The sequence below is a fragment of the Fructobacillus papyriferae genome, from assembly GCF_018437225.1.
Taxonomy (GTDB): domain Bacteria; phylum Bacillota; class Bacilli; order Lactobacillales; family Lactobacillaceae; genus Fructobacillus; species Fructobacillus papyriferae.
In genome coordinates this window covers 100,217-113,189 of sequence record NZ_JAAMFI010000002.1, presented here as the reverse complement: position 1 = coordinate 113,189, position 12,973 = coordinate 100,217, and the positions used below count along the sequence as shown (strand labels likewise).

Here is a 12,973-nt window from a genome sequence, read left to right as displayed (position 1 = left end):
CCCCTCTTTTCTTGTACTTATCGACGCAAAATGTATGGTAAGGCTAACTTTTCCAAGAGTGCCTTAACTGACAAAGCATAGAGCTCGGTAAAGAACTTTGGTCGGTCAGCAGGATTTTTTGGCGGTGCAATCACGAAGGCGTTTTGCTGATCGTTTTTGCCAAGGCCGACATAGGCCTTTTCTTTGGAAGCAAAATCCGTCATTTCGGAATGGAAAATCTCAAAGGTGTTCTTCACTGGCCCGTTCAACTGACGCTCAGACAAAACGGGCGTCAAAGTTACGTATTGCTTGGCATTAACCGTTGGTAAGTCGACCTGCTGTAACAAGTCATCCAAGCCGGAAAAGACCTGTACAATCGTCTTTCTTATAACCCGAGAATCCTTCAGGTCAGAAGACATGATCAGGTCCGCTAAGCTCTTGGCTGCGGCGTTCGCCTTTGGGTAAAGTTGTTGATAACGCTTTGCGCTCTCCTGTGCACCAGCTTTTTGTCCGGCGTTTTCAGCAACCATCAAGAAAACCTGCGCATCCGTTAATGAGAGCAAACGGAAAAGATGCTGCCCGTCAATGACATCATCTTCAGGCGACAACTCGTCTTCGATTCCTTTTTTGAAAGCCTCGACCGTTTGTGCAGTCAAAAAGCCCTGCTTTGCCAACTCCCGGTAGGTAATGCCATGCATCACCAAGTGATGCAAGCGACTTGCAATCGTCACAAGCTGTTGATCCAAGCCGTCATCTTCAAAGGTCAAGCCAAAGAAAATTTGGGGTACGATCCCGTTCAACGAAAGCAACAGTTGGAGTAGTTCATTTCCGATCACGAAGTCGGATTCGGTCGTGTCGGGCAATTCAATCAAAAGTCGGTCAGCCAAAAAAGATTGCTGAACCCGATCCATTCGCAAGAGTCCAGAATGCGCATCCCCCGTTCGAACCATAACGGTTCCAGGGTAGGTCTGATTCACTTGTTCCAATAATTGTTCTAGTTTAGGCGTCATGTTGTCGTTCTTCTCCTAAAATTCGTGTGGCCGTTTTTTCGTCGATCGTTTTTTCTTTTGCTAAGCGGTCAGCGACACGGTTGACTTCGCTGCCGCTTGCCCCAACTTGAATGGCGAGCGCCCGTGCCTGCATGCGCATGTGTCCCTCTTGAATACCTTTACCAGATACCGCCTTTAACGCGGCCAAGTTATTGGCTAAGCCAACTGAAAGCATAATGGCCTTTAGTTCGGCAACCGTGGGATTGCCCATGAGTTCCAAGTTCTTTTGTGCCATCGGCAAAGCACCAATCGCCCCGCCAAGAATTCCGATATTCAACGGCAGGGTTAGCCGCCCCTGCAAAAATTTTTGGTCAGCACTTAGCTGCCAACTCGACAGGGACTGATAGTGACCCGATTGTGAGGCAAAGGCATGTCCAGCCGCTTCCACCGCTCGGTAATCATTACCAGTTGCCAACAAAACCGCGGATAGACCGTTAAAAATGCCTTTGTTCTCAGTGACCGCACGATCCGAATCGACTTTACCAAATTCAGACAAAGAAACGATTCGCTCAGCCGCTTTTATCCCACCGACAATCTCGACTGGCAGTTGGGCAGAAACACTGACTTCGGCACCGTGGCCGGCATTGGTCAAAATGGCGCCAACCAGCTTTTCTGAAAAAGGTGCCATCACGTCTTTTACCGCCTCTAGAATCGTATTGACGGCATTAGCCCCCATGGCCTTTCCAGACTGTACCGAAAGTTCAAGAACACTGTGGCGCTGGTCAATTATTCGAAAATCAACCTTCTTCAGTCCATCGCCACGCGCGACAAGCGAGGGCTTGGCAAGCGCCGCGGTTTCGAAAATGGCTGCTTCGTTGGCTTCAATATATTCGCCCAAGGCATCCAGATCCGCATCCAAAAAAAGCAACTGTCCGCCAACAAGGGCTTGACTTTGCCCTTCTTCTTGAAAGCCACCCCCAAGTGCAACCATTCTGGCTCCGTTGGCAGCCGCGGCCACGACGGATGGTTCCTCAACAACCATGGGCACTCGGTAGTGCTTTTCATTAACAGTTAGGTCAGGCAACACACCTTCCGGTAACTTAAAATCCGCCACGTAGTTTTCGATCAAATCAGGCATTTCAGATGACTGTCGAGCCAAAAAAAAGCGTTGTAGCGACTCGTCGGTGGTCATCTTTTCCAGTCGTTTTTCTGGCGATAATTGATAAAACTTTTCGCTCATATTTAATGAAATTCCTTTTGAATCAACTCAAAAATGAGCCCTTCACGAACACCAGACTCAGAGAAAATAACCTTTGGTGAATGGAGTTGTCGAACCAAATTCAAGACGGGCAACAAACCGGAAATAATAATATCTGCTCGGCTTTTTTCCAGACCAGCGAAATGTTCACGTTCCTGACGGTCCATTTGTGCAATTTCAAAAAAGACCTCTTCGACATGCTCAGCCGTCAAAAAGAGACCGTGCAGGCTCTTTTGGCCTTGTTGTGTCCAGCCCTTTTTTTCCGCCATTTTTGCAAGGGAACGGTTAGCGCCCCCCAACAAAATGATCGGCTGCCCTTGATTGCTTTTGATAAAAGGCAATTGGGCGTAAGAAGTCGCCACTTCCCGGCAAGCCGCCAAAATATCTGCTTGCTTGACCTTGTCGGCCAGGTGGTATTTTTCCGATAAATTCACCGCACCAAAGGGAAGCGACACCTCCGCTTCAGCCTTTCGATCACGATAAGGAACCAATTCAACCGAGGCGCCCCCGGTATCCAAAATAACGGCAGAACGTTCTTCTGGAAGCGAGGTCAAAACACCGAGATAGTCATAGTGTGCTTCCTCTTCTCCGGTTAAAACCCGCAGATCAAAACCAAAGCGCGCTTTGACGCGTTGCAAAAAGTCTGCTTGATTCTTAGCCGTCCGTACTGCCGCTGTGGTAATGGCATAAACCTGATCCACCGAGTAGGTCCGAATCACCTGTTGATACTTTTCTAAGACTGAAAAGGTCTTTTGAATTTGCTCTTCTTTTAACAGTAAGGCAGTCCCCATTCCTTTGGACAAACGGGTATCTTCTTTCACTCGATAAAGTTCCCGGTATGAGCCGTTCTCTTTTAATTTTTCAACGACCAGGCGAGCTGAATTACTGCCCAGGTCAATAATGGCAATCGTTTTTTCACGCATCAGAGGCCTCATTTAGGGATTATTCTCCAGTATAACACGGATTTAAGGCAAAGAAAAAAAGCACGAGAACAAGTCTCGTGCTTCACTTTCTTAATCATCTAGTGCTTCACCGATTTGCGCCATAACATACTTGGCAATGGTTCGACCAGACGTTGGTACCTCACCACCGAACTGCGAACCAGTCTCTTTTTCCTTGAGGTCAAGTTGCGAACGAAGCTTGTTGGTAATTCGTTGCTTTTCTTCCACCTTAACCGCTTGGTAGGAACCGTTGTAATCAACGCCCGTTCCTTGTAAGTGATCGGAGTCTTGATGCTTGGCAGCTGAACGATACTTCTGTGCTACCTTGACGATATCATTAAAGGACAAATCCGTCTGTGCATACTTGGAAAGCGAACGGATAAAGGAAGCGTTCAGCAGCGTCTCGGCATTCACCGCTTTTTTAATCATCGCTTGCATGACCAAACGTTGCCGTTGCTGACGACCATAGTCTCCTTGTGGATCGTCATATCGCATTCTTGAGAAGGCCAAGGCAGCATCACCGGTCAACTTTGTCTTAGAAGAAGACCAGGTAGCCCCATTGTCATCCGAGTATTCCCACTTCGTTGAGCCCTTGTGGAAACGATACAGATCAGAACCATAAGCATGCGCCGTTTCTTGACTGTACTGGAAGTCCATTGGCGATTCAACAGAGACACCACCAACCTTATCAACCAAGGTTGAAAGCCCCTTCATGTTAACCATGGCATAAGAATCAACCGGCACGTTCAAGTAGTTTTGAACGGCTTGCATCGTTGCGCCAACGCCTCCAAAGGCATAGGCTGCGTTTAGCTTTTGTGGGAAAGAATCTTCATGATCGGGAATGGCCGTCATGATATCACGAGGAATCGACACCATCGTGACCTTGTTCGTCTTCGGATTAACCGTTACCAACATCATCGAATCAGTCAAAGCCGTCCGATCACGGTCTAATTCACCGACATCGGCCCCCATAACCAAAATGGAGAAAGGCTTACCCGTTGCAATCAAGTTCGACACGTTCCGCGTCTTATTGATCTTAGCGGACTTTTGAATATCATCGATTGAGCCTTTGTATTGCGCATAGAGATAAGTTCCCCAGCCAGCGACTGCTAGAATAATAACGACAAGAATCGACATGATCCATTTTCGGAGGCGACTCTTTTTCTTTCTCTTTTCTCGAACGCCATCGTACCGCGCTTTCCGCGAGTACTGATTTGGATTCTGTTGCATAAAACTAGTGCTCTTCTTTCTAAAGAATTTTGGTATAGCTCTTAACTTTTCTTATTCTATCACAGCACATGTTAAACAGAAGTTAAAGTCCTGTAAAAATGGGCTTTCTTAGAAAAAGCTTTACTTTTGAAATAAAAAAACGACTAGGAAAACCTAGCCGTTTAGGAAAGTTTTATTCATTAACCTGCGATACCGACGATCGTGTCACCAACCATGGCGAAACCAACGCGAGTAAATGAAGCGTTCATCAACCAGTTGTGGTGAGCAGGAGCGGCAACCATACCAGTTTCGTTGTACCATGCATCAACGACAGCTGATGGTGCCCAACCGATGGCAACAACTTCAGGACCAGCAACTTGTTGGAAGTGTCCTGATGGAAGGCCGCCGTTAGCAACCGCGTTTTGGGCACGTGAATAAGCAGTTGAAGCCAATGAGGCATCGTATGATACAGGTGCCAAACCGGCAGCTGCACGCTTAGCGTTCATTGCGTTCACAACCGTTTGCATTGAGCCTGCACCGGCCGCATATGATGAGTAATCAACAGATGAAGTCGTTGCGGCTTCAGCTTGCGTGTTGACATTTGTCACCGCTGCTTGGTTCGTATCGTCATCAGAAGAAGTTGCTTGAACACCTTCATCCGTTGAAGCCGTTGCCGTAGCAGAAGCATCAACGTTCGCAACACCATCCGTTGAGATCGTGCTTCCTGCGATGATCAAATCAGCGTTGGCGATGTTGTTCTTCGCAACCAATTCTTCAACCGTTGTGTTGTTATCTTCCGCGATTTGTGACAATGTGTCACCATCTTGGATAGTCAATTCGTTAGCAGATGCTTGAGCGCCAGCAGCCGCGAAAGCAGTTGCGGAGGCCAAAGCAGCTAAGATCGTCTTAGTTACATTATTCTTCATGAGAGAGTCTCCATTATATTAATGTCTAGGGATATTTCGCACAAGACACCATGCCAAGTGCTAATCTATAGTACCATTTTAGGCTTCCCGCATTTCTGTGAGATAACCCTCAGGTTACATTCATATTACAATAAAACAGGAATTCGCGCAACTTAAAATGAAAGCAAGAGCGACCCGTAGGTAAAGCCAGCCCCAAAGCCAGTCAGCAGCACCTTCTTTTTCGTCAGGTCGACCGCCGAGTTCAGCTGGTCAAAGGCCATGGCAATTCCAGCAGAAGAGGCATTACCGTACTCTTCGACATTTGTGACAAACTTATCCATTGGTTGTCTTAACGTGTCCGCTACGTTTTCAATCATGCGCAAATTGGCTTGATGCAACAAGAAATAGTCAACGTCGTCCAAAGTCAGCTTCTGCTTTGCCAAAAAATCTTTGATGTGAGCAGGAATTTTGGTTGTCACTTCGTTGAAGACGGACCGTCCCTCTTGGGCAAAAGCATCGATCTTGGGGTAGTTATCCGCAGAAAGGCTTGTCAAGGGGGCAATGCGACCGGAGTGAACCACTTTTTCATCCCCGATTGTGTGCATCTCCTCACCGACCAATTGCCCCTCTTCGCCTAAGCCAAGTAAAACCGCCCCGGCCCCATCACCGAAGAAGACCGTAGACGTCCGATCAGAAAAGTCCATCATCTTGGAATTCACTTCTGCAGAGATCACCAAGCCATACTTATAGCTGCCCGTTTTCATAAATTTGTCAGCCGTTGACAAACCAAAAACAAAGCCTGCACAAGCGGTTGATAAGTCAAATCCCCAGGCGTTTTTGGCCCCCAAATTACGCTGCACCAAAGCGGCCGTCGACGGGGCCAAACCATCTGGCGTAAAGGTCGTCACGATGATGAAGCCGACTTCCTCAGCTACCACACCGGCTCGTTTTAGGGCAATTTCAGCGGCCTTTGTCGCTAAATCCGAGGTATTTTCTCCTCGCAAAGAAACCCGCCGACTTTTAATTCCAGTGTGGGCCACAATCCACTCATCCGAAGTGTCAACCACTTCCGCTAACTCATCGTTAGTTACGATATCTTTTGGCACATAATGGCCAGAGGCCAGTATCTTACTTCCAGTCATAATCATTCCTATACTTGATTGAAGCTTTCGGCCGATGCCTCGAGCTTCAATTTACTGTACTCAACCTATACTAAACTAACATAAAAACCCCACCTGACGGTGAGGAATTTAACCTTTGTTCATTATATGAACTCTTTAAGCCTTCTTCAAGTCGGATAGGCGCTTCTTTGTCGCTTCCGCCTTTTCTTGCCAATCCGAAAGCTTTTCCTTTTCCTTGGCCACAACGGCTGCAGGAGCTGAAGAAACAAACTTTTCGTTTGCAAGCTTGCCCTGACCTCGCTTGACTTCCTTGTCAAACTTGGCGAGTTCCCCTTCCAAACGCTCGATTTCGGCATCGATATCAATCAAGCCCGCAAGGGGTACGTAAACCTCCGCACCCGTGATAACTTGTGACATGGCCAAATCAGGCACGTCCACATCTTTTGCAATCGTCAAAGACTTTGGCTTAACGAAACGATTGATGTAATCCGCGTTATCGTTAAAGATTGCAACCAAATCAGCGTCCTTAACCTTAATCATGACGTCGATTTCCTTAGACATTGGCGCCTTAGCTTCGGCACGAATCGTCCGAACCGCCACGATCAAGTCCTGCAAAGACTTGAAGGAAGCGGCTGCTTCAGCGTTTTCCAGTTCCTTTTGATAAACCGGGTAAGCCTGAATACCCAAGTGCGCATCCTTGCCAGCTTGTTCTGGCATTTCTTGCCAAATGGCTTCGGCCATGAACGGCATGATTGGTTGGAGCAAACGCAAAGTCTGGTCCAAGACGTAAGCCAGCGTTTCTTGCACGGCCGTCTTGTCGCCATCCCCATTCAAGGATTCCTTGGTCATTTCGATGTACCAGTCGGCAAAGTCCGACCAGATGAAGTTGTACAAGTCACGTCCAGCTTCACCGAATTCGAACTTATCAAACATCGCTGTCACATCCTTGACCGTCTTGTTCAAACGATCCAGGATCCACTTGTCAGCCAGTGACAACTTGGAAGCTTCCGGTACACGGGCCACCGTGTCTTCTTCCAAATTCATGATGACGTAACGGGAAGCGTTCCAAATCTTGTTGATAAAGTTCCAGGCCGCGTCCATCTTTTCATAAGTAAAGCGAACGTCTTGACCAGGCGTTGAGCCGGTTGCCAAGAACCAACGCAACGCATCGGCCCCGTACTTTTCGATGACGTCCATTGGGTCGACACCGTTTCCGAGTGACTTGGACATCTTGCGTCCTTCCCCGTCACGGATCAACCCGTGAATCAAAACGTTTTTAAATGGCCGTTCGCCAGTAAATTCCTTACCCTGGAACATCATGCGGGCAACCCAGAAGAAGATGATGTCATAACCCGTTACCAAGGTGTTGGTTGGGTAGTACTTCTTGAAGTCTGCGGCGTCTTCGTTTGGCCAACCCATAGTTGAAAATGGCCAGAGGGCTGATGAGAACCAAGTGTCCAAAACGTCTTCGTCACGAACCCAGTCTTCACCAGGCGCTTCTTCACCAACGAAGATTTCTTCTTGAGCCGTTCCCTTGTTCTTGTACCAAGCAGGGATTTGGTGACCCCACCAGAGTTGACGAGAGATGACCCAATCGCGGATGTTGTCCATCCAACGGGTAAAGGTATCTTCGAAACGACCAGGAACGAAGTTGACTTTCTCATCTTCGTTTTGCTGCATGGCCAAGATTTGCTTCGCCAATGGCGCCATTTTGACAAACCACTGGGTCGACAATCGGGATTCGATGGCTACACCAGTCCGTTCGGAGTGACCAACCGAGTGCGTGTATGGTTCAATGCGGAGCATGTCGCCCGCTGCTTCCATATCAGCAACCATGGCCTTACGGGCTTCGAAACGGTCTAAGCCTTCGTACTTGCCCGCGTTTTCGTTCATGTGGGCGTCTTCGGTCATCGTGTTAATGCGTTCCAAATCATGGCGGTTACCAACTTGGAAATCGTTTGGATCGTGAGCTGGCGTAATCTTCACCATTCCCGTTCCAAAGTCCTTTTCGACGTATTCGTCTGCGATAATTGGAATTTCACGACCAACCAACGGCACCTTGACCGTCTTACCAACGATGTCCTTGTAGCGTTCATCCGAAGGATTGACCGCAACGGCCACGTCACCAAAAATCGTTTCGGGACGGGTTGTGGCGATTTCGATGTAGTCCTTACCATCCAAAGTCGTACCGTCTGTGAATGGGTACTTGACGTGGTAGAAGGCCCCTTCATCGTCTTGGTAGATCACTTCGATATCGGACAAAGCCGTACGAGCCTGTGGATCCCAGTTGATGATGTATTCACCACGGTAAATCAAGCCCTTGTTGTAGAGGTCGATGAAGACTTTGTTCACCGCTTCGTTCAAGCCCTTGTCCAAAGTAAAGCGTTCGCGGCCATAATCCAGTGAGAGGCCCATCTTTCCCCACTGGGTCTTAATGGTCGAAGCGTATTCATTCTTCCAGTCCCAGACTTGTTCCACGAACTTTTCACGACCCAAGTCGTAGCGAGAAATTCCTTCACCACGAAGGCGTTGTTCGACTTTGGCTTGCGTGGCAATTCCGGCGTGATCCATTCCAGGTAACCAGAGTGTATCAAAGCCTTGCATCCGCTTTTGACGGATAATCATGTCTTGCAAGGTCGTATCCCAAGCGTGACCCAAGTGGAGCTTTCCCGTCACGTTTGGTGGTGGAATCACGACTGAGTAGGGTTCTGGTTCATTGCCCTGGATGGCCTTGTTGGCTTCCGGTGCAAAAAGTTGGTTATCCAACCAGTCTTGGTAACGACCGGCCTCGACCGCTGTTGGGTCGTATTTAGTTGACATGTTCACTTCACGCATGCGCTTCTCCTTATTCTTCGCGGCGGTTTTTAAATCAAAAAACGCCCTAATCTCTCGATTAGGACGCCTAACACGTGGTACCACCTAAATTGCGCTTGGCTAGCCAAGCACCACTTCATTATGAACAGTTTTTAACGGCTAGCAACCTTCGGCATTAACTCTCCCGTTTTCCACCAGCCAACGGGTCTCTATCAGTAGCGCTTGCCTACTCCTCTAGTTCACTTCAGTTTACAAAGCTTTTTAAGGATAGTCAAGCTTTTGTTAAGGAGGAGTCGCTCCCGTTTTAATCATCCCAGCAAAAAAGCCAGCTGTATCACAGCTGGCTTTTAAATCGTTATTCTTCAGGATCTTCCGTTGCTTGCTGCGCTTCTTTTTCTTCAGCTTCCTGCTGTTCCTTTAGCGCTTTTTCGCGTTCGGTTCCTTCTTTTACTTGACGCTTGTATTCGTCTTTATACAAATCAACCGTCTTCTTCGATACCCCGATCTGATCCGTGTTAATCTTCAGAACAGGCAACTCATCTGGATTATCTTGGTTTTCATCATAGATACCGTAGGCGTTTCCGGAAATCGTCTCACCAGGCTTCAACGTCCAGCAGAGGTACTTGTAATTAGCCCCGACACCAAGGGTGACACCGCCCTTTTTCTTCAAGCGGTCGGAGATCAAGTTGCTATCCTTCAGATTGCCCTTGTCGTTAGCATACATGCTGACAGAAGACGTCCAGTACTTAGCCGAAATGCTGTCCGTTGCCATCCCCGTCAAATTCCAGTTTTCTGAATTGGCAAAGCCTACATCAAAGGCCCCATGAGGAGCTGCGGCCACCACGTAGAGTTTTGAATCGGTTGTGTTCTTCATTTCCAGTTGAAGTTTCACAACACTGCGTGTATTAAAGGCCTTGTAGTCCGTCTTTTTTAAGGACTTCACATGAATTTTTAGCCCATTGACCGTTTTCGTGTCGCCACTTTTCATGTTTAGCATTGGCTCAACAGTCTTACGTAGCTTCACGGATTTTGATCGTGCAGCTGCCCGCTCTTTACTGCGAGCTTGCGCCTGCTGCAGCAAGACCACCGTCACAGTAAGTGCTGTCAAAAGAATCACAACGGCCGACCAAATGATTTGTTTACGTTTCATACCAATAACCCTATTCAATAGTTCCAATAGATTTTAGTATACTCTTGACGGGGTTTTTGTATACAAAAAAACAGCCATTTTAGACTGTTCTTAAACATTTTAACCGGAATTAAGTTTTTAATCAGTTTTGCTTGTTGTCTTGCTGATTATTGTTTCCGTTATTCGTTTGGTTATTGTTGTTTGTGTTGTTTTGGTTCGCCTTGGCAGCGGCATCTTCAGAAGCCTTTTTAGCAGCATCTTCAGAAGATTTCTTCGCTGCATCTGACGCAGCAGCTGAGGATGCGGCCCGGCGTGATGAATCGGCTGCAGCTTGTGCATCCGAAGCGGCCTTGGCATTTTCTTCTGACTTGGCCTTTGCCTCGGAGCTAGCCTTGGCAGCAGCATCTTCCTCTTCCGTGTCTTCGTCTTCAGTATCATCGTCGCTAGATGATTCGCTGACCTTTGACGTGTGCTTCTTAGCGGAATAAGAGATGTCTGGCGTTGGGGAATCATCTTCTGACTTGGATGATGAAGCGCCAACTGCGTAGAGGGCAATTCCCCCAACAACCAACACGATCAACAACCAAAACCACCACTTCTTATAAAAAGTCAATCCGCGCTTATCGGTTTGACGACGTTTTGAACGTGATAACATATTTCAAAATCCCTTCCATAACAAAAAACAATGATTTAGCGACCGATTCGATTTAAGAGGTCGCGAATCTCTTTACGATAATAAATGATAAAGGCAGCAAAGACAACCGGCCAAGCACTTTTCGTCATAATCGCCATTAAGAGCTCGCCCAGATAGTTAAAGACCGCGTTAAAAAGCGATCCGAACAACAAGCGAATCAAGACCAAAAAGACGATCACTGCAACCACAACCACCACGGGGTTGGACCATTCCGTGCGCCCTTTTACCTTCCCGTATGCGGTCTTTGCAGAATCAACGGCGGAAAGCGCCCCTTTTTGGACATCTTCTTTGGCTTGCGTCAATCGATCCGGCGCGTCTTTTTCTTCGACCGGTTGTGCTGCCTGGTTCTTCTTTTCTGTGTCGTTCGTTTCCTCTGCCATCTGCAAAATCCTTTCAAAACAAACTTGAGTTCACTTCCTATTCTAGCAGGATTCAGATAAAAGAGCCAATGGCAATCAAAAAACCAATGCAGGGGAACATTGGCTTTTTAAAACGCAAAAAACGGCCCGGAGGCCGCCTTTTAATTCAGTTGTTACCAGACGAAAAGGCCAACCATGGCCGCTGAGAAAAGCGAAACCAAAATACCTGACAAGAGCAGGTAGCTAACGTTTTTAGCAATGACCTTGCTCTTTTCATCTGAGACCATTCCCTTAAAACAACCAACGATCATACCGACCGTCGAGAAGTTGGCAAAGGAAGTCAAAAAGACTGTCAAAACCGCCGCATAGTGGTCTGGGAAATGACTCATCTTATTGGTTACCGTTCCCATGACAACGAATTCGTTGGTGACCAACTTCGTTCCCATGAGTTGGGCTAGATCAAAGGCGTGAGATCCAACACCAAGCAACCAAGCAAATGGATACATGATAATACCCAAAATATGTTCAAGAGACAGCCATGGGTTGACAAAGCTCAAGAGCTTATCAACCATTGCCGCCAAGGCGACGAAGGCGATCACGTTGGCCGCAATAATCAAAATCAGCCTTCCAGCGCCAAGGATCGAATCACCCAAGAAAGAGAAGAATGGTTCACGTTCTTCTTTTTGCGCTTCCTTTGCTTCTGATTCGGCCAACTTTTCGGAACCAGAATCAATATCTTCAGCAGCAGCTGGTGCCGCCCCAATGGTTGCAATCGTGTCCTCTTCAGGCGTCACATCAACCGGGTTCAAGATCGCCGTGACGATCAATGCGTTAATCACGTTGATCGGAACCGCCGTTAAAATGTAACGACCAGGCATCATGAGCGTGTAGGAACCAATAACCGAAGCCGTCACACAAGACATGGACATCATGGCCAGCGTTAACATACGATCCGCTTTCATCTTCTTCAATTGCAAAGCAGAGACGGCCAAGGCTTCCGTATTCCCCAAAAACATCATTTCAATAGAGAAGAAAGATTCAAACTTAGGTTGTCCGAAAAGCTTGGACAAGCCCTTCCCCAACCACTTGATAATGAATGGCAAAATACCAAAATACGTCAAGATGTCAAAGAGTGGCACGACCAACAAAATAGGCAGCAAAACAGAAATAAAGAAGTTTCCCGGTAGGCTCATTCCCGTTGGCTTCAAAGCAAAATCGATTCCTTCGCGTGCAACGGAAACCAATTCGGTAAAGCCACCAGCCGCCGCGTCCACCATCTCACGACCAACCGAAAAGGCGGTGAAGAACCAAGCCAAGGCCAAGTTCACCACGACCATCGTTAGAATCGAGCGCCAGCGAATTTTGGACCGATTCTTCGAAAATAGGACTGCTAAACCAATAAAGATTAGCAGTCCTATCGCGTTAACCAATAAGTACATGTCGATACCCCCTGTGTAATTCCGACAACAATACATAAACACTTTAATTATACCTGGTGAAAGTAAAATGCACAGCCAAATTTTATTTTTCTGACGTTTTTTAGCCGAACATTTCATGAAAATCAGTCAAATTGTT

At 47.4% G+C, this 12,973-nt stretch carries 11 protein-coding genes; all 11 read right to left on the bottom strand.

Annotated elements, in window-relative coordinates:
* Window positions 1-17 precede the first annotated feature (17 nt).
* Window positions 18-989: a nitrate ABC transporter ATPase gene (locus G6R27_RS04230; protein ID WP_213819832.1), complete on the bottom strand. Its 972-nt coding sequence runs from the start codon at window positions 987-989 to the stop codon at window positions 18-20.
* Window positions 979-2,208, bottom strand: coding sequence for a hydroxymethylglutaryl-CoA reductase (locus G6R27_RS04225; RefSeq protein ID WP_213819831.1), 1,230 nt, complete (start codon window positions 2,206-2,208; stop codon window positions 979-981). Before G6R27_RS04225 ends, G6R27_RS04230 begins: the two co-directional genes overlap by 11 nt.
* A gap of 2 nt (window positions 2,209-2,210) precedes the next feature.
* The gene (locus G6R27_RS04220) at window positions 2,211-3,149 is read right to left on the bottom strand and encodes a Ppx/GppA phosphatase family protein (RefSeq protein WP_213819830.1); all 939 of its coding nucleotides are present in this window, start codon (window positions 3,147-3,149) and stop codon (window positions 2,211-2,213) included.
* A 90-nt stretch (window positions 3,150-3,239) separates the two neighbouring features.
* A complete protein-coding gene (locus G6R27_RS04215; RefSeq protein WP_213819829.1) occupies window positions 3,240-4,397 on the bottom strand; it encodes an LCP family protein in 1,158 nt (385 codons plus the stop codon).
* Window positions 4,398-4,576: 179 nt separating this feature from the next.
* Window positions 4,577-5,302 carry a CAP domain-containing protein gene (locus G6R27_RS04210; RefSeq protein ID WP_213819828.1) on the bottom strand — a complete coding sequence of 242 codons (726 nt, stop codon included), beginning with the start codon at window positions 5,300-5,302 and terminating at the stop codon, window positions 4,577-4,579.
* Between the two features lie 152 nt (window positions 5,303-5,454).
* Window positions 5,455-6,423, bottom strand: coding sequence for a beta-ketoacyl-ACP synthase III (locus tag G6R27_RS04205; RefSeq protein WP_213819827.1), 969 nt, complete (start codon window positions 6,421-6,423; stop codon window positions 5,455-5,457).
* Window positions 6,424-6,558: 135 nt separating this feature from the next.
* Window positions 6,559-9,237 carry a valine--tRNA ligase gene (locus G6R27_RS04200; RefSeq protein ID WP_213819826.1) on the bottom strand — a complete coding sequence of 893 codons (2,679 nt, stop codon included), beginning with the start codon at window positions 9,235-9,237 and terminating at the stop codon, window positions 6,559-6,561.
* Between the two features lie 334 nt (window positions 9,238-9,571).
* On the bottom strand, window positions 9,572-10,366 hold the full coding sequence (locus G6R27_RS04195; protein WP_213819825.1) for a hypothetical protein: 795 nt from the start codon (window positions 10,364-10,366) through the stop codon (window positions 9,572-9,574).
* 121 nt (window positions 10,367-10,487) lie between these two features.
* Entirely contained in the window at window positions 10,488-11,000 is a 513-nt protein-coding gene (locus G6R27_RS04190; RefSeq protein ID WP_213819824.1) for a hypothetical protein, read from the bottom strand.
* A 35-nt stretch (window positions 11,001-11,035) separates the two neighbouring features.
* Window positions 11,036-11,419, bottom strand: coding sequence for a hypothetical protein (locus tag G6R27_RS04185; protein ID WP_213819823.1), 384 nt, complete (start codon window positions 11,417-11,419; stop codon window positions 11,036-11,038).
* A gap of 152 nt (window positions 11,420-11,571) precedes the next feature.
* On the bottom strand, window positions 11,572-12,837 hold the full coding sequence (locus G6R27_RS04180; protein ID WP_213819822.1) for a NupC/NupG family nucleoside CNT transporter: 1,266 nt from the start codon (window positions 12,835-12,837) through the stop codon (window positions 11,572-11,574).
* Window positions 12,838-12,973 lie beyond the last annotated feature (136 nt).

Bases quoted from the DNA above. Each gene is read 5' to 3' on its own strand.
- G6R27_RS04230 (WP_213819832.1), bottom strand. From the start codon at position 989: ATGACGCCTAAACTAGAACAATTATTGGAACAAGTGAATCAGACCTAC.
- G6R27_RS04225 (WP_213819831.1), bottom strand. From the start codon at position 2,208: ATGAGCGAAAAGTTTTATCAATTATCGCCAGAAAAACGACTGGAAAAG.
- G6R27_RS04220 (WP_213819830.1), bottom strand. From the start codon at position 3,149: ATGCGTGAAAAAACGATTGCCATTATTGACCTGGGCAGTAATTCAGCT.
- G6R27_RS04215 (WP_213819829.1), bottom strand. From the start codon at position 4,397: ATGCAACAGAATCCAAATCAGTACTCGCGGAAAGCGCGGTACGATGGC.
- G6R27_RS04210 (WP_213819828.1), bottom strand. From the start codon at position 5,302: ATGAAGAATAATGTAACTAAGACGATCTTAGCTGCTTTGGCCTCCGCA.
- G6R27_RS04205 (WP_213819827.1), bottom strand. From the start codon at position 6,423: ATGACTGGAAGTAAGATACTGGCCTCTGGCCATTATGTGCCAAAAGAT.
- G6R27_RS04200 (WP_213819826.1), bottom strand. From the start codon at position 9,237: ATGCGTGAAGTGAACATGTCAACTAAATACGACCCAACAGCGGTCGAG.
- G6R27_RS04195 (WP_213819825.1), bottom strand. From the start codon at position 10,366: ATGAAACGTAAACAAATCATTTGGTCGGCCGTTGTGATTCTTTTGACA.
- G6R27_RS04190 (WP_213819824.1), bottom strand. From the start codon at position 11,000: ATGTTATCACGTTCAAAACGTCGTCAAACCGATAAGCGCGGATTGACT.
- G6R27_RS04185 (WP_213819823.1), bottom strand. From the start codon at position 11,419: ATGGCAGAGGAAACGAACGACACAGAAAAGAAGAACCAGGCAGCACAA.
- G6R27_RS04180 (WP_213819822.1), bottom strand. From the start codon at position 12,837: ATGTACTTATTGGTTAACGCGATAGGACTGCTAATCTTTATTGGTTTA.